The sequence below is a fragment of the Variovorax sp. 770b2 genome, from assembly GCF_900115685.1.
GTDB lineage: Bacteria > Pseudomonadota > Gammaproteobacteria > Burkholderiales > Burkholderiaceae_C > Variovorax.
Genome location: NZ_FOXJ01000001.1, coordinates 2,802,419 through 2,820,992, shown reverse-complemented (window position 1 = coordinate 2,820,992; position 18,574 = coordinate 2,802,419). Strand labels below are relative to the sequence as shown.

The following is an 18,574-nucleotide window of genomic DNA, read 5'->3' as shown; positions in this document are numbered from 1 at the left end:
CGCTCGCTCAGTCGCGTTCGCCGCCGAAGATGCCCAAGAGCGCCAGCAGGCTCTGGAACACATTGAACAGGTCCAGGTACAGGGCCAGCGTGGCGGTGATGTAGTTGGTTTCGCCGCCGTCCATGATCTGCTTGAGGTCATAGAGCATGTAGGCCGAGAAGATGCCGATGGCCGCCACCGAGATGACCAGCATGCCCGTGGTCGAGCCGACGAACACGTTGATGATCGCGCCGAACATCAGCACCATCGCGCCGACGAACAGGAACTTGCCCATGCCCGACAGGTCTCGCTTGATGAAGGTGGCCAGAGAGGCCATCACGAAGAACACGCCGGCCGTGCCACCGAAGGCCGTCATGACGAGTTCGGAGCCGTTCTTGAAGCCGAGCACCATCGCGATCAGGCGCGAGAGCATGAGGCCCATGAAGAAGGTGAAGGCCAGCAGCACCGGTACGCCGGCAGCCGAGTTCTTGGTCTTCTCGATGGCGAACATGAAACCGAATGCGCCGCCGAGGAAGACGATCAGGCCGAGTCCGCCGGTGAGCGAGCGCGTGAGGCCGGTGCTCACGCCGAGCCAGGCGCCCAGCACGGTGGGCAGCATGCTCAGTGCCAACAGCCAGTAGGTGTTGCGCAGGACGCGTTGGCGCTCCGCCTGCGGCAACGTCTGGCCGTAGCCAGTGGAAGTGTCGAGGGTGGTGACGCGGTCGTTCATGGCCGAAGCTCCTGTGGTTGCTGCTACGCAGTTGGGCGCATTCTAGGTGTCTGCAAGAGGAGGGCTCCTGAAAGACCGTATCGGGGTTGTTCTTAAGCGGCCCGGGCGTTTCGAGGCGAGTGGCCGTTATGCTGTCGGGTTTTTACGCAACCTGAGCTCAACATGAAGACCAAATCATTCCTCGAACTCGCCGACGTCAAGGTCATCGCCGCAGCGGCCGAAGCCGAGGCCCTCAAGAACAACTGGGCCGTGACCATCGCGATCTCGGACGATGCCGGCAACCTGCTCTGGCTTCAACGCCTTGACGGCGCTGCGGCCGTGTCCTCGCACATCGCCCCCGCTAAGGCACACACGGCGGCCCTGGGCCGGCGCGAGAGCAAGGTCTATGAAGACATCATCAATGGCGGCCGCACGGCGTTCCTGACGGCGCCTGCGTTCAAGGGCCTGCTCGAAGGCGGCGTGCCGATCGTGAAGGATGGCCAAGTCATCGGCGCGGTCGGCGTGAGCGGCGTGAAATCGAACGAAGACGCGCAGATTGCCAAGGCTGGCATCGCTGCGATCGGCCTCTGAGTCTTCCTCTCTCTGCACAAAGCAAAACGCCGACTTCGAGGTCGGCGTTTTCTTTGGAGCGTTCAGCGTGAAAAAAAGCTTGGCTAGTCGGCGAACCGTTGGCTAGCAAAAAACGACCCTTCGGAGATGAATCTCCTTGAGTCGCCCCACGATGAAACTTGCGCGAAGGGCGGGCTGGGTGACTTATTTGGTCAGGATCAGCTTGCCGAGTTTGGTGGCTTGAAGCCGGTAGAGCGAACCGTTGTGCATGATGCCCACGGTCTTGCTTCCCTTGAGAAGCTCCGTGCTTTCGACCATCGGCACCGGACGCGATGCCTGGATCGACGCATGACCGCCACCCGATTGGTCGAGCGAAGGATGGTTCAGAACAGTGAAGGCGTTCGGTGTGGCTGGCATTTGGAGTTCCCGTATCGAAGCGATGAGTGAATGATAATGATTCTCAACAAGAAGTCAATCGCGAAGATTGATTTTTTTCACACGCTTCGAATTCAGATCACTTCGCGTCGGGTTCTGTGATGAAACCGATCTTGCGCACGCCCGCTTCCCGCGCTTCCGACATGGCCTTGGCCACACGCTCATAGCGCACGGCCTTGTCGCCGCGGATATGCAACTCGGGTTGCGGCTCCTTGGCTGCTTCGGCGGCGAGGCGGTTGGGCAATTCGCTATCGTCGATCTTCGTTTCGTTCCAGTAGTAGCTTCCATCGGCCGTGACGCTGAACAGGATGTTCTGCGGCTTGGGCTGCTCGGGCTCGCTGCTGGCGCGAGGAAGGTCGATGTTGACCGCGTGCTTCATCACCGGCACGGTGATGATGAAGATGATCAGGAGCACCAGCATGACGTCGACCAGCGGCGTCATGTTGATCTCGTTCATCACCTCATCGGGTTCGTCTTGTGTTCCGAAGGCCATGGTGCTCAGCCCTTCTTGAGCGGAACCACGATGGCATCGCCGCTACCGCTTTGCACGCGGGCGCCGGTGACAAAGTAGGCGTGCAGATCGTGGGCAAAGCTGTTGAGCTTGGTCAGCACGAACTTGTTGCCGCGAACCAATGCGTTGTAGCCGAGCACGGCGGGAATCGCCACTGCCAGGCCCAACGCCGTCATGATCAGCGCCTCGCCGATCGGGCCTGCCACCTTGTCGATGGTGGCCTGGCCGGCCGAGCCGATGCTCATCAGCGCGTGATAGATGCCCCACACCGTGCCGAACAGGCCGATGAAAGGTGCCGTGGAACCCACCGACGCCAGGATGGCGAGGCCGGTTTGAAGGCGAGCGGTGAACGCGTCGATGCCATTGCGCAGCGCGCGCGTGATCCAGTCGCTCACGTCGAGCGCATCGTGCAGGTGAGCCTTGGTGTTGCGGTGGTGTGCCGCCGCTTCGCGGCCTTCGAGCGCCAGCGCGCGGAAGGGGTTGCTGTCGTCCTTGCCGAGCTTGTTCAACGCGGTGGCGAAGTCTTCGCTGTGCCAGAAGTCCTGCGAATGCTTTGCAAGGCGCTTGTACTTGATGACGTCGAGCGCCTTGACGACGATCACGATCCACGATGCCAGCGACATGCCGATCAATAGCACCGCGACGGCCTTGGTGACGAAATCGCCCTGATTCCAGACGTTCATCAAGCCGAATTGGGAGTCCATAGAAGTGCCTTCTTGTTACTTGGGTTGATCAAAAATAATGGACGCTGGAAGCATGAAAAGCGTGTCTTCGCTCGCGTTGGGGTGTTGCGACACGGTCAGTGAGGACAGTGCGACAGCATCACGGGCTGCCTTGTCCAGCCGGTCGTAGCCGCTGGATTTCTGGATCTCGGTGCGTCTCACGGTGCCATTTCGAGTGAAATAGACCGCGATGACCACGGTGCCGTATTCGCCGAGCCGGTCGCTCAGGGTAGGGCGTCGAGGGGCGGGTTTACGCAGCCACTGCGCTTGCGCGGCGGTGATCTCGACGACCTTGGGCGCAGCGGGTGGTGCGGGCGGCGGCGAGGGTGGTGCCGGAGGGGCGGGTTCTGGTGCCGGAGGAGCGGGCGGTGGCGGTGGTTCCGTGGTTCCGATCGGAGCGGAGGGCGCGGGTGTCGGCTTGGGCTCGCGAATGGCCTGCGGCCGCGGAGGAGGCGGCGACTTGGTCGCCTTCGGCGGTGGGGGCGGCGGGGGTGGCGGGTCCACCTTGGGCTTCGGTGGCTCGACGAACTGGCTCATTATTTCAATCGGAATCACCACTTCGGCGGCCCGCCGCAGCAGGCCGCTTTGCAAGGCCCAGAGCGCCGCCGCGTGAAACAGGACAACACCGCTCGCAATGACGACGTTGCGCGAGAGGCCAAAAACCGAGGGAGGGGGGGCAAAGCGGTCAGACACGATCAACCATTCGAGTGCGGGGACGGCAAAACGTGCCCCGATTGCAGCAAAACCGCTACGACGTTACTTGCGAAAAATCCACCAGACCGAGCCTGCAACCAGGATCAGGCTGCCGCCGAGTGCCGAGACGAGTTCCATGCCTTGCTTTCCGTGATGGAGCTGGCAAGCTGGATCGCCCTCGGACCCGATTCGCGATTCAGTGCGGCGACCGGGTGCGAAGCGCTGCACTGCGCGACGATATCGCGCGCACAACCTTCACATTGGCCACACTGGGTGGCCACGCCCAGCTCGAATTGGACTTCGTCGAATGTCATGCCGGCTCGCACATGACGTGCGATTTCACGGTCGGAAACTCGGCGGCAGACGCAAACGATCATGGCTGTGAAAGCGGCAGTTGGCTGGCTGTTGGTCGCCTCATTATAAATAAGAATCCGTCGCATTTGCAATAACTATGGTGTTACTGGGCTTTGCGAGGATTTCGGCAAGCCGCTACACCTCCGACCAGAGCCGCAAAAGGTTGTGATAGTGGCCCGTGAGCGCCACCGTCTCTTCGCATTCGCCGAGCCGGGCGCGCAATTTATGGATGTTCTGGTCGAGTTCGAACAGCATGCTGCGTTGCTGGTCGTTGCGCACCATGCTCTGAAGCCAGAAGAACGAGCAAACACGCGCCCCGCGCGTCACGGGGTGAACGCGATGCAGGCTGCTCGCCGGATAAAGAATGAGATCGCCAGCCGGCAGCTTGACCTCGTGCGACCCGTAGGTATCGATCACCTCGAGTTCCCCGCCGTCGTAGTCCTCCGGGTCGCACAGGAACAGCGTGCATGACAGGTCCGTGCGCAGTTGCTGACCGCTTCCTGGCAGCGCGCGGACCGCACCGTCGACGTGAACGCCATAGTGCTCGCCCCCCTCGTAGCGGTTGAAGAGCGGCGGGACGAAGCGCGAGGGCAGCGCTGCTGAAAAGAAAAGCGAATGACGCGCCAGCGCAGCCAGTACCGTGTTGGCGAGTTCGCGGCCGACGGGCGACGACTCCGGCAATTGCCGATTGCGTTTGACCTGCGCGCCCTGTTCGCCCACGGTTTCGCGGCCATCGATCCAGTTCGTGGCATCCAGCGCCACGCGCATTTCGCGCACCTGGTCGGGACTCAGAACGTCGGGCACATGCAGCATCATTTTTCAGGCACTCCGCAAAGAGAAAAGCCCCGGCGAGAGGCCGGGGCTCGAGTTTCGCACCGTGCCGGGAGAGCCCGGCAGCAAGGATCAGAACGCGAAGTTCGCGGTGATCTTTGCCGAACGGGGCGTCCCCGGCGTGTAGCGGTAGCCGCTCTTGTTGATGGCTGCTGCGTACTGCTTGTCGAACAGGTTGGAGATGTTCAGCTGGACATCGACGTTCTTGTTGATGCGGTAGGACGCCATGGCGTCGAACACCCAATACGAGTCGATGTACAGCGGCGTGCCCACCGCGCCGTCGGTACCGCGATGCAGCTTGCCGTTGTAGCGCGCGCCGCCGCCGATGGTCAGGCCGAACGGAAACTGGTAGGTGGTCCAGGCCGTGAAGGCGTTCTTCGGGGTGTAGACCAGCACGTTCGTGCCGTCGGCCGTGACGTTCGGGCCGTTCTGGACCTTCGTGTCCATCGTCGTGAACCCGGCCGTCACGCCCCAGCGCTCGGTGATGCTGCCCGCCAGGCCCAACTCGATGCCCTGAACGCGCTTCTTGCCGCTCTGGTAGAAGGCCGCCGTGTTGGTCGGGTCCTGCACCACTTCGTTGCTCACGTCCGTGCGATAGATCGCGCCGGTCAGCGACAGCTTGTCGTTCATCACGTCCCACTTCGTGCCGACTTCGAAGGTCTTGGCCTTCTGCGGCAGGAAGTCGGTGCGCGCGGCGCTGTTGCCCGAGCCGGCGGCCGACAGCGAGAAGTTCGCGCCGCCCGGCGGTTGGGCCGACGTGCCATAGGCCGCGTAGATGCTGCCGTTCTTCGCGGGCTTGTAGACCACGCCGATCTTGCCGGTGAACAGGTTGTCCGAGAGCTTGAGCGACGAAGGCACGAGCGTGCCGACCGGCAGGCCCGGATTGGTCGTCGCGGTCGACAGCGTCGAGCCCTGGAACGAGGTGTTGTAGTGGTCGAAGCGCAGGCCGCCCGTGATCTGCCACTGCTCGTTGAGCTTGACCGTGTCGAAGGCATAGAGGCCGACGGTGTTGGTCACGCCCTTGCTGTCGGCGCCGCTCTGGATGCGGCTGTAGCCGTTGACATAGGGGTTGGGCGCGTAGAGGTTCGCGGCCGGCCAGGCGCCGTTCTGCACGACCTTGCCGTTGAACGTGGCGCCGGGAGCGAAGTAGCCCAGGTTCGTCTGCTCTTCCCGAATGAGTTCGACGCCCGCGCTGAGCGAGTGGCTCACGCCGCCGGTGTCGAACTTGGCGGTCACGTTCGTCTGGTTGACGAAGATCGTGTTTTCCTGGTTCTTGTTGGTCGGCGAGTTGCGTGTGACCGACCAGGTGGAGGGCAGGCCGGGAACCGGCGTATCGAGGAACGCCGTGCCAGTCGCTGGCCGCGCACCGGTGGCCGTGAGGCCGCCGAGCATGAACGACGTCAGCATGTAGTCCTGCTTCGTCTTGGCGTAGCGCGTGGTGTTGCGCAGCGTGACGTCGGGCGTGAAGTCGTGCTCGACGCGCGCGGTGAACATGTCCGCCGTCACCTTGTTGAAGTCGTAGGCCGTGCCGTAGAAATTCTTGGGATCGACCGGCGCGGCGTAGTTCAGGAAGCTGCGGCGACGTGCGCCGAGTGCCGTCGGATCGGGGTTCGAGTAGCTGGGCAGGCCGATGGTCGGCACGCCGCCGTCGGGGACGTTGTCCTGGTCCACGTGCAGGTAGTCGAAGTAGAAGCGCGTGGGCGAATTCAGGCCAAGCGCGATGGACGGTGCGATGGCCGTGTGCTTGTTCTTGACGAAGTCGCGGCCCACAACGCCCGCGTCTTCCACCACGGCGTTCAGGCGGAATGCGGCGCCGATGCCGTTGTCGCTGCTGAGGGACTTGTTCCAGTCGATGCTGCCGCGCTTGTAGTCGGCGCTGCCGAAACCGATCGAGCCCACGAAGCTGTCTTCGAGCTTCGGCTTCTTGGTGACGAGGTTGATGTAGCCGGTGGGCGAGGTGCGGCCCACGTCGGTGCCCGACGGGCCCTTCACGACTTCGACCTGCTCGATGTTGAACACGTCGCGCGAGATCGAGCCGAGGTCGCGAATACCGTCGACGAAAATGCTGCTCGAACTGTCGAAGCCGCGCATGAAGACGGCGTCGCCGGTGTTCGTGTTGCCGTTCTCCCCGAGGAAGAAGGTGCCCACGCCGGGCGTGTTGCGCAGCGCTTCGGTCAGCGTCGTAGCGCCCTGTTCGCGGATGACCTGTTCCTTGATCACCTGGACGGTTTGCGGCGTGTTCAGCAGCGGCGCGGTGAATTTGGGATTGGCCGAGGTGTCGGCCTTGTAGTCGGCTGCAGGAGTGTCCTGCACGCGGATTTCAGGCAGCGAGGCGCCGGCTTGGGCGAATGCGGCGGGGGCCGCAATGGCCATCAGCGTGGCGGCAGCAGCGCCGGAGAGGCGGGGAACGGCGCGCGCGACGGCGTGTTTGCGGCTTTTGATATAGGCCATGTAGTTATCTCCGAAAGGGGCGGCAGGGAGAACTCGACTGGCGATGTCCGGGTGCTCTAGCGACGCAGGCGGACTGGCTGGGTGAGTTGATTTGCAGCGGATGCAAAGCGGTGCGAATGATAGTGTTTCGCAATAACTTTGGACTCACTGCCATGGCGTTTAACTTAAAAGTTCGCAGTTTTGTTGTTCCCGAGCAACTGCAGGAACCGTCCCGGCGGCCTGGAAAACGGCCTCAGTAGACGTCGCGGCGATAGCGTCCCGACGCCAACAGGTCGCTCCAAAGCGATTCACCGGCAATCTGCCGCAGTGCCGCGTCCACCCCCGACGCCATGCCTTGGAGGCTCCCGCACACGTAGACCGCCGCGCCGTTGTGCAGCCACGCGCGCAACGCATCGGCCGATTGCAGCAGCCGATGCTGCACGTAGAGACGTTCGGGTTGGTCGCGCGAAAACACCATGTCGAGCCGCCCCAGCACTCCGCTGGCCTGCCAGGCTTCGATCTCCTCGCGGCACAGGAAGTCGTGGGCCGCCTGCCGCTCGCCGAACACCAGCCAGTTGTCGCACCGACCTGCCGCCGCGCGGGCGCGCAGATGGGCGCGCAGGCCAGCCAGCCCGGTGCCGTTGCCGATGAGGATGAGCGGCCGTGTCTCGTTGCCGTCGAGGCGGAAGGTGCGATGTGCTTGCAGGCGCAGTGCGACGGTGTCGCCGACCGCGAGCGTCGAGGTGAGCAGGCCCGACGCGGTGCCAAGGGTGCCGTCGGGATGCTGCTCCTGCCGCACCAGCAACTGCAATTGGCCGTCAGTAGGCAGCGAAGCGATCGAGTAGTCGCGCGGCCGTGCCGGATCGCTCGCAACGGCGATCTGCACCAGGTCGCCGGAAGCCCATGGGGGTATCGCACCCGCTTGCGGCACCAGGCCCAACTGGAAGACTGGCGCACCGGCACTGCCGGCGTTGAGCAGCTCACGCCTGGCAAGCCGCCATGGCGCGAATGCGCCGGCCGGATCTTCATGGTCGATGGCAGCGTCGCCCCACCGGACCTGCCAGGCGGCCAGCGCGACCGGATCGCTGTTGTCGACCTCCATGCATTCGAAGTCGCGGCTCGCGCCCGCCGCATGCAGCCACGCGTCGAGCGCGCGGCCGAAGCCGCAAAAGTTCTTGTACTGGCGGTCGCCCAGTGCCAGCACGGCATAGCGAAGCGAAGGCAGGGTGACAGGCGAGCCCATCACGCGTTCGGCGAACACGCTGGCGCTGTCGGGCGCATCGCCTTCACCGTACGTGCTGGCCACGAAGAGCGCCCGGCTCGCGGAACCGAGCGTGGCGGCGTCCAGGGCGTTGAGCTCCATCACGCGCACCGACGTGCCCGCCGCACGCAGCTGCCGCGCCGTCTGCCAGGCGATCGTCTCTGCCTGGCCGGTCTGGCTTGCGAACAGCACAAGGGTGGGGGCGGTGTCGCCGTTGGCCGAGAGCGACGCCGCCTCGCGGACGGCCGCCGTGCGCCGCCGCCGCTGGCGCGCATAGACGGCAAGACAGAGCGCCGTGTAGGCCGCCGCCGTGGCACCCGCACCCAGGGCGCGCAACATCGCCTCGCTCATGCGCTGGCCTGCGCGAGCCAGGCGCGCGTGGCGCGTGGAGTGCGCAGCCCTGGCGACGCATCGTCGTGGCTGACGAACAGGGCCGCCACGTCGTGCTGCTCCGCGAAGGACACGCCATCGTCCGGTCCCAACACGGTCAGCACGGTGGCCAGCGCGTCGGCCTGCATGCATTGCGCGTGCAGCACCGTGACGCTCGCCAACGCGTGCGCGACCGGTTCGCCGCTGCGCGGATCGATGGTGTGCGACCAGCGGCGTCCCTCGTGCTCACGGCGATGCCAGCGGTCGCCCGACGTGGCGATGGCCATGTCGGCCAATGCAATGCGCTGCGCGGCGGGCGATTCGCCGTCGATCAGCACCTGCCACGGTTGGCTGTCGGGGCGACGACCGATGCCGCGCAGTTCTCCGCCGATTTCGAGCAGCAGGTCGGTGAGGCCGAGTCCGCGCAAAGCCTCGATCCCGTGGTCGACGGCGAAGCCCTTGGCGATGCCCGAGAGGTCGAGCGCGATGCCGCCCGTCTGCAGCAGGGCGCCACATGCCTCATCGAATTCCAGCCGCTGCCAGCCGGTACGCGCGCGCGCCGCGGCAAGAACTTCGGGTGCGGGCAGGCCGCTCGGATCTGCATCAGGACCGAATCCCCAGCAAGCGACCAGCGGACCGACAGTCGGATCGATCGCGCCTGCGCTGGCGCGCGCCCAGTGAAAGGCGCAGGCCATCACTTCGGTGAACTCCTTGGGCAACACATGACGCGAGCCCGCGGGCGCGCGGTTGAAACGGCTGATGTCCGACGCCGGCTCCCAGTGGCTCATCTGCGCGACGACCCGCGCAAGCGCAGCTTCTACCGCTTCGCGCACCTGCTCCAGCGGAAGCATCCGCGGGTTGTCGAAGCGCAGCGACCAGGTCGTGCCCATCGTCTGCCCGCCCAACTGCTGCAGGGTGGCCGGGTCGGCGCGGCGCGGTACGGCCGCGTTGGCGTAGCCGCCTGCGCGCCAGGTGCTGAAGGAAATTCCCAAGGGTGCGCGCTGGTGTCAGGGCATCACTTCAAGGGTGGCCGCATAGCTCAGGCGGCGTTCCTTGGCTTGCGGCACGGTGGTCTTGTTGTCCTTGGTGCTGGCGTCGAGCCAGTACATGCCGGCGGTCGGCCAGGTCACGCTGAACTGGCCCTTGTCGTCAGTCTTGAGCTTGATCTCCTCGAGCTTGTCGCGGTACTGCGTGTTGCCGGCGGTCACGGTCACTTCGAGGTTCTTCGCGGGCTGACCGTCCAGGTTCAGCGTGAAGCTGGCTTTCTCGCCCTTGACCAGGTCGGTCGGGCTGCCGGCCACGACGAGCTCCAACCCCTGGCCGATCGGCTTGAGCGCCGAGGGCTTGCCGACCGTCACGAAGGTCTCGATGCGGCCCGACGACTGGGTGATGGTGACGTCCTGCGCATCGGCCGGAATTTCCTTTCCGATCGTCTCGGCCGTGCCGCGTGCGCGCTTGTTCTGGCCGGTGGCCTTGTCCTTCCAGCTCGCGAAAGCGCCCGCGTTGACCACGGCGATGCGGTACGTGCCCGGCTGCGCGACGCTCACGTCGAACACGTTGCGCAGCTTGAGCTTGGCTTCGCTCTCGGGCTTGACGGCGCTGCCGTCGGGCGCGGTGATCTGCAGGCCGTCGAGCCGCAGCGGCGCGTGGTTCGCAACGAACAGGTCGTTCGAGACGGCGGCATCGACGGACACCGTGTCGGCCTTGGAGAAGACGGTGGAGGAGGGCAGCAGCCAGGCGTTGTGCGCCATGGACACGGAAGCGATGGCCGACAGGGCGATGGCCAGGCTGGTGGCGCGCAGGGTGGAGCGGGTCATGAGAGGTCCTTGATGGATGAAGCTTGTGAAGAGAGGCGGTCCGTCGTCGATCAGGGCTTGAGTTCGAGCTTGATCTCGCCGAGCTCTTCCTTGCCGGTCGCGGCGGGCTGCGCTGCAGCGGTGGGCGGCCACTGGAACGGAATGCTCACGACCTCGCGGCCGCCGACTTCACGGGCCGCTTCGACCACCAGCTTGTAGGCGCCGGGTGCGAGCTTGGGCATCGGCGCCGATCCCTCGGTGAAGCTCAGCTGGTGCTTGCCGACGGGCTTGGTGGCGCCGGTCACGCCATCGACAGGCACCGCGAGTTCGCGGCCGCCGCGGCGCCACCACTGGCGCATGTCCTTGAGCCACTTCGTGCCTTCGCCTTCGGGGTTGTTCGTCTTGGTGCGCACGTCGTACCAGACGGCCAGCGTGCCCGCGACCGTGTTGTCGGCACGCTCGATCCAGGTCGCCACGTAGGGGCGGTGGTACTCCGAAGCGTTCAACCGCGGGATCTCGATGTTGACGGCCAGACTCGCCGCGAAGGCCGGGGTTGCGAGCAACGCCGACATGGCGATCGGCGCGAGTGAATAGCGAACGTGCACGGGAAACCTCTTTTCCTGAATCAATCGGTCAATCAATGAATGAACAACAGCGCGAGCAGCACCGGCACGACCAGCCCCATGCCCACCATCGGCCAAGTGAACGGCCGGTTGCCCGCGTGCATCTTGAGAATGAACAGCCCGGTGACCGAGAAGACCAGCGCGGCGCCCGCGAAGATGTCGATGAACCAGCTCCAGGCGGCGCCGGTGTTGCGGCCCTTGTGCAGGTCGTTGAGGTAGGAGAGCCAGCCGCGGTCGGTGCGCTCGTATTCGATCTCGCCGTCGGCCAGGCTCAGGCGCAGCCAGGCGTCGCCGCCGGGGCGGGGGAGCGAGAGATAGATTTCGTCGTCGGACCATTCGGCATCGCGGCCGGAGGTGTCGACATCCCAGTTCTTCCGGACCCAGCCTTGCAGCCCGGAGGGCAGGGGGGCCTTGCCTTTTTGCGCCTTGGCGGCGGGCAGTTGTTGTTCGAGTCGGGCGCGCAACGGCTCATCGATCGTGCCGTTCAACTTCGTGATCGCCGGCTTGGCCTCGATCTGCCCCGCGTGATTGAGGGTGAAGCCGGTGACGCTGAACAGGATCATGCCGATGAGGCAGATCGCAGAGCTCACCCAATGCCATTCGTGCAGGGTCTTGAGCCAGTAGGAACGGCGGCGGTTGTCGGGGCGGGTGGCAGTCATCGAAGGCGCGGATTCTATCTGCGCAGATGAGAATGACTGTTATTTGATGGCCGTTAAGTTACGTAAAGCAATAAAAAACGGGACCGAAGTCCCGTTGTTTGAAGCCGAAAGGCCGCGCTTATTCGAGTTCGCCCATTTGCGATTGCAGGTAGTTCTGCAGGCCGACGCGGTCGATCAGGTCGATCTGGGTTTCCAGGAAGTCGATGTGCTCTTCCGTGTCGTCCAGGATTTCCTGCAGCAGATCGCGCGAGACATAGTCGCGCACCGATTCGCAATGCGCGATGCCGTCCTTGATGGTGGCTTGCGCGCCGGTTTCGGCGCCGAGGTCGCAGCGCAGCAGCTCGGGCACGTCTTCGCCGATGTTCAGCTTGCCGAGGTCCTGCAGGTTGGGCAGGCCGTCGAGCATGAAGATGCGGTCCATCAGCTTGTCGGCGTGCTTCATTTCGCCGATCGATTCTTCGTATTCCTTCTTGGCCAGCTTGTCCAGACCCCAGTGCTTGAGCATGCGGTAGTGCAGGAAGTACTGGTTGATTGCGGTGAGCTCGTTCTTGAGCTGCGCCTGCAGATGTTCGATGACCTTGGGGTCGCCCTTCATGGTTTTTCCTTGTTCTGAAAGCGTGATTGTCGGAGGGGCGGATGCGTGCTTGCAAGCAATCCCATGCTGCGCCGGTCTGCATGCGTGTGATGGTGATACACGTTCGTATTGAAGCGCGGAAAAACCCATCGTCACCTCATCGCAAACATAGCGAGCTTCGATACTTTTAATAGTCCATGACTATTGATAATATAAGATTGGTAGCTATACTCATGGTTCGCCTTTTTCATCAGCCACCTAGGAATCACCAATGTCCCTGATCAACACCCAAGTCCAACCGTTCAAGACCCAGGCCTACCTCAACGGCAAATTCATCGACGTGTCCGACGAGACGCTCAAGGGCAAGTGGTCCGTGCTGATCTTCATGCCGGCGGCCTTCACTTTCAACTGCCCGACCGAAGTTGAAGACGCGGCCGACAACTACCCCGAGTTCCAGAAGCTGGGTGCCGAGGTCTACATCGTGACCACCGACACTCACTTCTCGCACAAGGTCTGGCACGACACGTCGCCAGCGGTCGGCAAGGCCAAGTTCCCCCTGGTAGGCGATCCGACCCACACGCTGACCAACGCTTTCGGCGTGCACATCCCTGAAGAAGGCCTGGCACTGCGCGGCACCTTCGTGATCAACCCCGAGGGCATCATCAAGACCGCCGAAGTGCACTCCAACGAAATCGCCCGCGATGTCAAGGAGACCCTGCGTAAGCTCAAGGCAGCGGTCTATACCGCCGCCCACCCGAACGAAGTCTGCCCGGCCAAGTGGAACGAAGGCGACAAGACCATCGCACCGTCGTTTGACCTCGTCGGCAAGATCTAAGCGCTCCCGTGCGAAAGCCCGGGCGCTCACGAAGCCCCGGGCTTTTTTGTTTCCCGTTGATAGTTTTCAGATATCGAAAGTGAGTCCGTCATGCTCGACGCCAGCACCAAAGCCCAATTGAAGAGTTACCTCGAACGCGCCACGCAACCGATCGAAATCGTTGCCTCGCTCGACGACAGCAAGGCCTCGGGCGAGATGTTGTCGCTGCTGAAGGACGTCGCGGAGTCCTCGCCGCTGGTCAAGCTGACCGAAAGCCGCGACGACAGCCACCGCAAGCCCTCTTTCTCGGTCAACCGCCCGAGCGAGAACCACGGCCCGCGCTTCGCCGGCCTGCCGATGGGCCATGAATTCACCTCGCTCATCCTTGCGCTGCTGCAGATCGGCGGCTACCCGCCCAAGGTCGAGCAGGCCGTGCTCGACCAGATCAAGGCACTCGACGGCGACTTCGAGTTCGAGATCTACGTCTCGCTCACCTGCCACAACTGCCCCGACGTGGTCCAGGCACTGAACCTGATGGCGGTGCAGAACCCGCGCATCCGCACCACGATGATCGAAGGCGGCACCTTCCAGGATGAGGTCAAGGAGCGCCAGATCATGGCCGTGCCGACCGTGTTCCTCAACGGCACCGAGTTCGGCCAGGGCCGCATGAGCCTGGAAGAAATCCTCGCCAAGATCGACACCAGCGGCGTCGAGCGCGAAGCAAAGAAGATCGCCGCCAAGGACCCGTTCGACGTGCTGATCGTCGGTGGCGGCCCCGCTGGCGCGGCAGCCGCCGTGTACGCCGCGCGCAAGGGCATCCGCACCGGCGTGGCATCGGAGCGCTTCGGCGGCCAGGTGCTCGACACGCTGGGCATCGAGAACTTCATCTCGATCAAGGAAACCGAAGGTCCGAAGTTCGCCCATGCGCTCGAAGAGCACGTGCGCGACTACGACGTCGACATCATGAATCTGCAGCGTGCCAAGGCGCTGGTGCCGGGCACCGGCCTCATCGAGGTGCAACTCGAAAGCGGCGCCTCGCTCAAGAGCAAGTCGATCATCATTTCGACCGGCGCGCGCTGGCGCAACATCAACGTGCCCGGCGAGCACGAGTTCAAGAACAAGGGCGTGGCCTACTGCCCGCACTGCGACGGCCCGCTGTTCAAGGGCAAGCGCGTTGCGGTGATCGGCGGCGGCAACTCGGGCGTCGAAGCGGCAATCGACCTGGCCGGCATCGTCGGCCATGTCACGCTGATCGAGTTCGACACGGCTCTCCGCGCCGACGCCGTGCTGCAACGCAAGCTGCACAGCCTGAAGAACGTCGACGTGTTCACCAACGCGCAGACCACCGAGATCACCGGCGACCAGAAGGTCAACGGCCTGGTCTACAAGGACCGCGCGTCGGGCGAGCTGAAGAAGGTGGAGCTCGAGGGCGTGTTCATCCAGATCGGCCTCGTGCCCAACACCGACTGGCTCAAGGGCGTGGTCGAGCTCACGAAGCACGGCGAGATCGTCGTCGATGCCCGCGGCCAGACCTCGGTGCCGGGCGTGTTCGCTGCGGGCGACGTGACGACCGTGCCGTTCAAGCAGATCATCATCGCGGCCGGCGACGGTGCGAAAGCGGCGCTCGGTGCGTTCGACCACCTGATCCGGACCTCGGCGCCGACCGAGGAGGCCGCGGCAGAGAAGGCGACCCTCACGGCCTGATCGTAGACAAAGCGGGCTCCGTGCCCGCTGGTCTGCACAAAGGGGCTATCAGATTGATGGCCCCTTTTTTGTGCTCAGTAGTTCAACCGCTCAGGCCGCAGCTCCTGCAGGATCGTGGTCGCGATTTCCTCGATCGACTTGGTGGTGGTCGAGAGCCAGCGGATGCCGGCGCGCCGCATCATGGCCTCGGCCTCGCTCACCTCGTGGCGGCAGTTCTCCAGGCTCGCGTAGCGCGAATCGGGCCGGCGCTCATTGCGAATCTCGCTCAGGCGCTCGGGCTGGATCGTCAGGCCGAAGATCTTCTTGCGATGCGGCATCAGCGCCGGCGGCAGCTGGCGGCGGTCGAAATCCTCGGGAATCAGCGGGTAGTTGGCCGCCTTCAGGCCGTGCTGCATCGCCAGGTAGAGCGAGGTGGGCGTCTTGCCGCTGCGGCTCACGCCGACCAGGATGACGTCGGCGCCCTGCAGGTCGCGATTGCTCTGGCCATCGTCGTGCGCCAGGCTGAAATCGATGGCCGCGATGCGGGCGTTGTATTCCTTGCTCTTGCTCACGTCGCTGAAGCGGCCGATGCGGTGGTTCGACTTCACCGCCAGCTCGATTTCCAGCGGCCGCACGAAGGTGCCGAACATGTCCAGCAGCATGCCCTTGCAGCCGGTTTCGATCACTTCCAGCACGTCCATGTTGGCCAGCGTGGTGAAGACGATGGGCCGCACGCCTTCGAGTTCGGCCGTGTGGTTGATCTGCCGCACCGCCTGGTGCGCCTTGTCGACCGTGTCGGTGAAAGGGAGCCGCACGTGGCGCGGCTTCATCTCGAACTGGGCCAGCACGGCGTTGCCGAAAGTCTCGGCGGTGATGCCGGTGCCGTCGGAAATGAAGAAAACAGTGCGTGTATGCATGGTGTTGCTCTTGCGGCCTTGTCCTGCGGCGCGGGCAACCTTGCCACGCCTACAATCCGGTCCATTATCGGGAATCCGCTTTCCCAACCCCCCATTCTTTCCATGCACGCCGCGCCCGCACCCAAAGCAACGACAACGATCGTGCCGTGCCGCCTGCATGCAGCACCGGTTTCAACTTCTGGAGCTTTCCCATGTCTGCACTTTTCGACGCGACCGCCTTGGTCGTACCGTTTGAAAACCTGAGAATGACCGACGTCGAGGCGGTTGGCGGCAAGAACGCCAGCCTCGGCGAGATGATCTCGCAGCTGCCTCAGGGCGTGCGGGTGCCCACCGGTTTCGCGACCACGGCCCACGCATTTCGCCAGTTCCTGGCCCACGACGGCCTGGCCGACAAGATCAGCAAGCGGCTGGCCGCGCTGGACACCGAAGACGTGCGCGCGCTGGCCACGGCCGGCGCCGAGATCCGCGCCATGGTCGAATCCCAGCCTTTCCCGGCCGACCTGCAGAAAGCCATCGGCGAGGCCTTCGCCACGCTGAGCGCCGGCAACCCTGAAGCTTCGTTCGCCGTGCGTTCCTCGGCCACGGCCGAAGATTTGCCCGATGCTTCCTTCGCGGGCCAGCAGGAAACCTTCCTGAACGTGGTCGGCATCGAGGACGTGCTGCACAAGATGAAGGAGGTGTTCGCCTCCCTCTACAACGACCGCGCCATCAGCTACCGCGTGCACAAGGGCTTCGAGCACGACGTGGTCGCGCTCTCGGCCGGCGTGCAGCGCATGGTGCGCTCCGACCTCGGCGCCGCCGGCGTGATGTTCACCATCGATACCGAATCGGGCTTCGACCAGGTCGTTTTCATCACCTCGAGCTACGGCCTGGGCGAGACGGTGGTGCAGGGCGCCGTGAACCCCGACGAGTTCTACGTGCACAAGCCGACGCTGCGCGCCGGCAAGCGCGCCGTGATCCGCCGCAACCTCGGCTCCAAGCTGATCCAGATGGAGTTCGCGACGCCCGAAGAGAAAAAGGCCAGCGGCAAGCTGGTGAAGACCACCGACGTGAAGGCCGAGCAGCGCAACCGCTACTCGCTGAGCGATGCCGACGTCGAGCAGCTGGCCAAGTACGCGCTGGTGATCGAAGAGCACTACGGCCGCCCGATGGACATCGAGTGGGGCAAGGACGGCACCGACGGCCTTCTCTACATCCTGCAGGCGCGTCCCGAAACGGTGAAGAGCCAGCAGCAGGGCAAGGCCGAGCAGCGCTATAAGCTGCTGGGCAAGGGCGCCGTGCTGGCCGAAGGCCGTGCCATCGGCCAGAAGATCGGTACCGGCCCCGTGCGCCTGGTGCACAACATCAGCGAGATGGACAAGGTCCAGGCGGGCGACGTGCTCGTCACCGACATGACCGATCCCAACTGGGAACCGGTGATGAAGCGCGCCGCCGCCATCGTCACCAACCGCGGCGGGCGTACCTGCCACGCGGCCATCATCGCGCGCGAACTGGGCATTCCGGCCGTGGTGGGCTGCGGCGACGCGACCGACCTTCTCAAGGACGGCACGCTGGTCACCGTGAGCTGCGCCGAGGGCGACACCGGCTTCATCTACGACGGCCTGCTCGAAACCGAAGTGACAGAAGTGCAGCGCGGCGTGATGCCCGAGATCGACATCAAGCTGATGATGAACGTCGGCAACCCGCAGTTGGCCTTCGACTTCGCGCAACTGCCGAACCACGGCGTGGGCCTGGCGCGCCTCGAGTTCATCATCAACAACAACATCGGCGTGCACCCGAAGGCGATCCTCGACTATCCGAACGTCGACAACGACCTGAAGAAGGCCGTCGAATCGGTGGCTCGCGGCCACGCCTCGCCCCGTGCGTTCTACGTCGACAAGGTGGCCGAAGGCATCGCGACCATCGCGGCCGCGTTCTGGCCCAAGCAGGTGATCGTGCGCCTGTCGGACTTCAAGTCGAACGAGTACCGCAAGCTGATCGGCGGCAGCCGCTACGAGCCGGAAGAAGAGAACCCGATGCTGGGCTTCCGCGGCGCGGCGCGCTACCTGAGCGCCGATTTCGGCGAAGCCTTCGCCATGGAATGCGAGGCGCTCAAGCGCGTGCGCAACGACATGGGCCTGGTCAACGTGCAGATCATGGTGCCCTTCGTGCGCACCCTGGGCCAGGCCGAGCGCGTGACCACGCTGCTGGGCGAGCAGGGCCTGAAGCGCGGCGAGAACGATCTGAAGCTGATCATGATGTGCGAGGTGCCGAGCAACGCGATCCTGCCGGAAGAGTTCCTGAAGTTCTTCGACGGCTTCTCGATCGGCTCGAACGACCTGACCCAGCTCACGCTGGGCCTGGACCGCGATTCGGGGCTCGAGCTGTTGGCCGCCGACTTCGACGAGCGCGACCCGGCCATCAAGGCGCTCCTGAGCCGCGTCATCAAGGCCTGCAAGGCCGAAGGCAAGTACGTCGGCATCTGCGGCCAGGGGCCCAGCGACCATCCGGACTTCGCGCTCTGGCTGGCGGAAGAGGGGATCGAGTCGATCTCGCTCAACCCCGACAGCGTGATCGACACCTGGCAGCAACTGGCCAAGCGCTGAAGTCGCAGGCGACGGATTGCGGAAATCCCCATGGGGGGATTCCCGCGAGCCGTAGGTGT

At 64.2% G+C, this 18,574-nt stretch carries 19 protein-coding genes; 4 read left to right on the top strand and 15 right to left on the bottom strand.

Features of this window, described 5'->3' with window-relative positions; genetic code table 11:
• Window positions 1–7 precede the first annotated feature (7 nt).
• Window positions 8–709 (bottom strand): Bax inhibitor-1/YccA family protein, encoded by a 702-nt coding sequence (locus BM133_RS13030; protein WP_093434229.1) that lies wholly within the window; start codon window positions 707–709, stop codon window positions 8–10.
• 162 nt (window positions 710–871) lie between these two features.
• Between BM133_RS13030 and BM133_RS13025 the strand changes: the two genes are divergently transcribed.
• Complete coding sequence (locus tag BM133_RS13025) at window positions 872–1,279, top strand: GlcG/HbpS family heme-binding protein (protein WP_093434227.1); 408 nt, start codon at window positions 872–874, stop codon at window positions 1,277–1,279.
• A gap of 183 nt (window positions 1,280–1,462) precedes the next feature.
• Here the strand turns inward: BM133_RS13025 and hemP are convergent, their stop codons facing one another.
• From hemP to bfr, 13 genes are all read right to left on the bottom strand, one after another.
• A complete protein-coding gene (gene hemP / locus BM133_RS13020; RefSeq protein WP_013540500.1) occupies window positions 1,463–1,675 on the bottom strand; it encodes a hemin uptake protein HemP in 213 nt (70 codons plus the stop codon).
• A 97-nt stretch (window positions 1,676–1,772) separates the two neighbouring features.
• Entirely contained in the window at window positions 1,773–2,186 is a 414-nt protein-coding gene (locus BM133_RS13015; RefSeq protein ID WP_093434226.1) for an ExbD/TolR family protein, read from the bottom strand.
• Window positions 2,187–2,191: 5 nt separating this feature from the next.
• Window positions 2,192–2,908 carry a MotA/TolQ/ExbB proton channel family protein gene (locus BM133_RS13010; RefSeq protein ID WP_042578501.1) on the bottom strand — a complete coding sequence of 239 codons (717 nt, stop codon included), beginning with the start codon at window positions 2,906–2,908 and terminating at the stop codon, window positions 2,192–2,194.
• Window positions 2,909–2,923: 15 nt separating this feature from the next.
• Window positions 2,924–3,619: an energy transducer TonB gene (locus tag BM133_RS35700; RefSeq protein WP_305728061.1), complete on the bottom strand. Its 696-nt coding sequence runs from the start codon at window positions 3,617–3,619 to the stop codon at window positions 2,924–2,926.
• Between the two features lie 104 nt (window positions 3,620–3,723).
• Window positions 3,724–3,996, bottom strand: a complete 273-nt coding sequence (locus BM133_RS13000; protein ID WP_093434223.1) for a (2Fe-2S)-binding protein — start codon at window positions 3,994–3,996, stop codon at window positions 3,724–3,726.
• Window positions 3,997–4,108: 112 nt separating this feature from the next.
• Window positions 4,109–4,789: a Fe2+-dependent dioxygenase gene (locus tag BM133_RS12995; protein WP_093434222.1), complete on the bottom strand. Its 681-nt coding sequence runs from the start codon at window positions 4,787–4,789 to the stop codon at window positions 4,109–4,111.
• Between the two features lie 87 nt (window positions 4,790–4,876).
• Window positions 4,877–7,255, bottom strand: coding sequence for a catecholate siderophore receptor Fiu (locus tag BM133_RS12990; RefSeq protein ID WP_093434220.1), 2,379 nt, complete (start codon window positions 7,253–7,255; stop codon window positions 4,877–4,879).
• 232 nt (window positions 7,256–7,487) lie between these two features.
• Entirely contained in the window at window positions 7,488–8,846 is a 1,359-nt protein-coding gene (locus BM133_RS12985; RefSeq protein ID WP_093434218.1) for a sulfite reductase subunit alpha, read from the bottom strand.
• Window positions 8,843–9,856 (bottom strand): FAD:protein FMN transferase, encoded by a 1,014-nt coding sequence (locus BM133_RS12980; protein WP_093434217.1) that lies wholly within the window; start codon window positions 9,854–9,856, stop codon window positions 8,843–8,845. The genes BM133_RS12985 and BM133_RS12980 overlap by 4 nt, the downstream gene beginning before the upstream one ends.
• A 15-nt stretch (window positions 9,857–9,871) precedes the next feature.
• On the bottom strand, window positions 9,872–10,681 hold the full coding sequence (locus BM133_RS12975) for a DUF4198 domain-containing protein (RefSeq protein ID WP_093434216.1): 810 nt from the start codon (window positions 10,679–10,681) through the stop codon (window positions 9,872–9,874).
• Between the two features lie 50 nt (window positions 10,682–10,731).
• Window positions 10,732–11,232, bottom strand: coding sequence for a DUF2271 domain-containing protein (locus BM133_RS12970; protein WP_218158381.1), 501 nt, complete (start codon window positions 11,230–11,232; stop codon window positions 10,732–10,734).
• A 65-nt stretch (window positions 11,233–11,297) separates the two neighbouring features.
• On the bottom strand, window positions 11,298–11,942 hold the full coding sequence (locus tag BM133_RS12965) for a PepSY-associated TM helix domain-containing protein (protein WP_093434215.1): 645 nt from the start codon (window positions 11,940–11,942) through the stop codon (window positions 11,298–11,300).
• A gap of 118 nt (window positions 11,943–12,060) precedes the next feature.
• On the bottom strand, window positions 12,061–12,537 hold the full coding sequence (bfr, locus tag BM133_RS12960; protein ID WP_056583098.1) for a bacterioferritin: 477 nt from the start codon (window positions 12,535–12,537) through the stop codon (window positions 12,061–12,063).
• A gap of 250 nt (window positions 12,538–12,787) precedes the next feature.
• Between bfr and ahpC the strand changes: the two genes are divergently transcribed.
• Entirely contained in the window at window positions 12,788–13,351 is a 564-nt protein-coding gene (gene ahpC, locus BM133_RS12955; RefSeq protein WP_007830764.1) for an alkyl hydroperoxide reductase subunit C, read from the top strand.
• Between the two features lie 90 nt (window positions 13,352–13,441).
• On the top strand, window positions 13,442–15,034 hold the full coding sequence (ahpF, locus tag BM133_RS12950) for an alkyl hydroperoxide reductase subunit F (protein WP_093434214.1): 1,593 nt from the start codon (window positions 13,442–13,444) through the stop codon (window positions 15,032–15,034).
• 74 nt (window positions 15,035–15,108) lie between these two features.
• On the opposite strand, the gene BM133_RS12945 is transcribed toward ahpF, so the two are convergent.
• Window positions 15,109–15,930, bottom strand: coding sequence for a posphoenolpyruvate synthetase regulatory kinase/phosphorylase PpsR (locus BM133_RS12945; RefSeq protein WP_093434213.1), 822 nt, complete (start codon window positions 15,928–15,930; stop codon window positions 15,109–15,111).
• Between the two features lie 191 nt (window positions 15,931–16,121).
• On the opposite strand from BM133_RS12945, the gene ppsA reads away from it, so the two are divergent.
• A complete protein-coding gene (gene ppsA / locus BM133_RS12940) occupies window positions 16,122–18,515 on the top strand; it encodes a phosphoenolpyruvate synthase (protein ID WP_093434211.1) in 2,394 nt (797 codons plus the stop codon).
• Window positions 18,516–18,574: the final 59 nt, after the last annotated feature.

Coding starts and splice junctions, on each gene's coding strand:
- BM133_RS13030 (WP_093434229.1), bottom strand. CDS start 709: ATGAACGACCGCGTCACCACCCTCGACACTTCCACTGGCTACGGCCAG.
- BM133_RS13025 (WP_093434227.1), top strand. CDS start 872: ATGAAGACCAAATCATTCCTCGAACTCGCCGACGTCAAGGTCATCGCC.
- hemP (WP_013540500.1), bottom strand. CDS start 1,675: ATGCCAGCCACACCGAACGCCTTCACTGTTCTGAACCATCCTTCGCTC.
- BM133_RS13015 (WP_093434226.1), bottom strand. CDS start 2,186: ATGGCCTTCGGAACACAAGACGAACCCGATGAGGTGATGAACGAGATC.
- BM133_RS13010 (WP_042578501.1), bottom strand. CDS start 2,908: ATGGACTCCCAATTCGGCTTGATGAACGTCTGGAATCAGGGCGATTTC.
- BM133_RS13000 (WP_093434223.1), bottom strand. CDS start 3,996: ATGATCGTTTGCGTCTGCCGCCGAGTTTCCGACCGTGAAATCGCACGT.
- BM133_RS12995 (WP_093434222.1), bottom strand. CDS start 4,789: ATGATGCTGCATGTGCCCGACGTTCTGAGTCCCGACCAGGTGCGCGAA.
- BM133_RS12990 (WP_093434220.1), bottom strand. CDS start 7,255: ATGGCCTATATCAAAAGCCGCAAACACGCCGTCGCGCGCGCCGTTCCC.
- BM133_RS12985 (WP_093434218.1), bottom strand. CDS start 8,846: ATGAGCGAGGCGATGTTGCGCGCCCTGGGTGCGGGTGCCACGGCGGCG.
- BM133_RS12975 (WP_093434216.1), bottom strand. CDS start 10,681: ATGACCCGCTCCACCCTGCGCGCCACCAGCCTGGCCATCGCCCTGTCG.
- BM133_RS12970 (WP_218158381.1), bottom strand. CDS start 11,232: ATGTCGGCGTTGCTCGCAACCCCGGCCTTCGCGGCGAGTCTGGCCGTC.
- BM133_RS12965 (WP_093434215.1), bottom strand. CDS start 11,942: ATGACTGCCACCCGCCCCGACAACCGCCGCCGTTCCTACTGGCTCAAG.
- bfr (WP_056583098.1), bottom strand. CDS start 12,537: ATGAAGGGCGACCCCAAGGTCATCGAACATCTGCAGGCGCAGCTCAAG.
- ahpC (WP_007830764.1), top strand. CDS start 12,788: ATGTCCCTGATCAACACCCAAGTCCAACCGTTCAAGACCCAGGCCTAC.
- ahpF (WP_093434214.1), top strand. CDS start 13,442: ATGCTCGACGCCAGCACCAAAGCCCAATTGAAGAGTTACCTCGAACGC.
- BM133_RS12945 (WP_093434213.1), bottom strand. CDS start 15,930: ATGCATACACGCACTGTTTTCTTCATTTCCGACGGCACCGGCATCACC.
- ppsA (WP_093434211.1), top strand. CDS start 16,122: ATGTCTGCACTTTTCGACGCGACCGCCTTGGTCGTACCGTTTGAAAAC.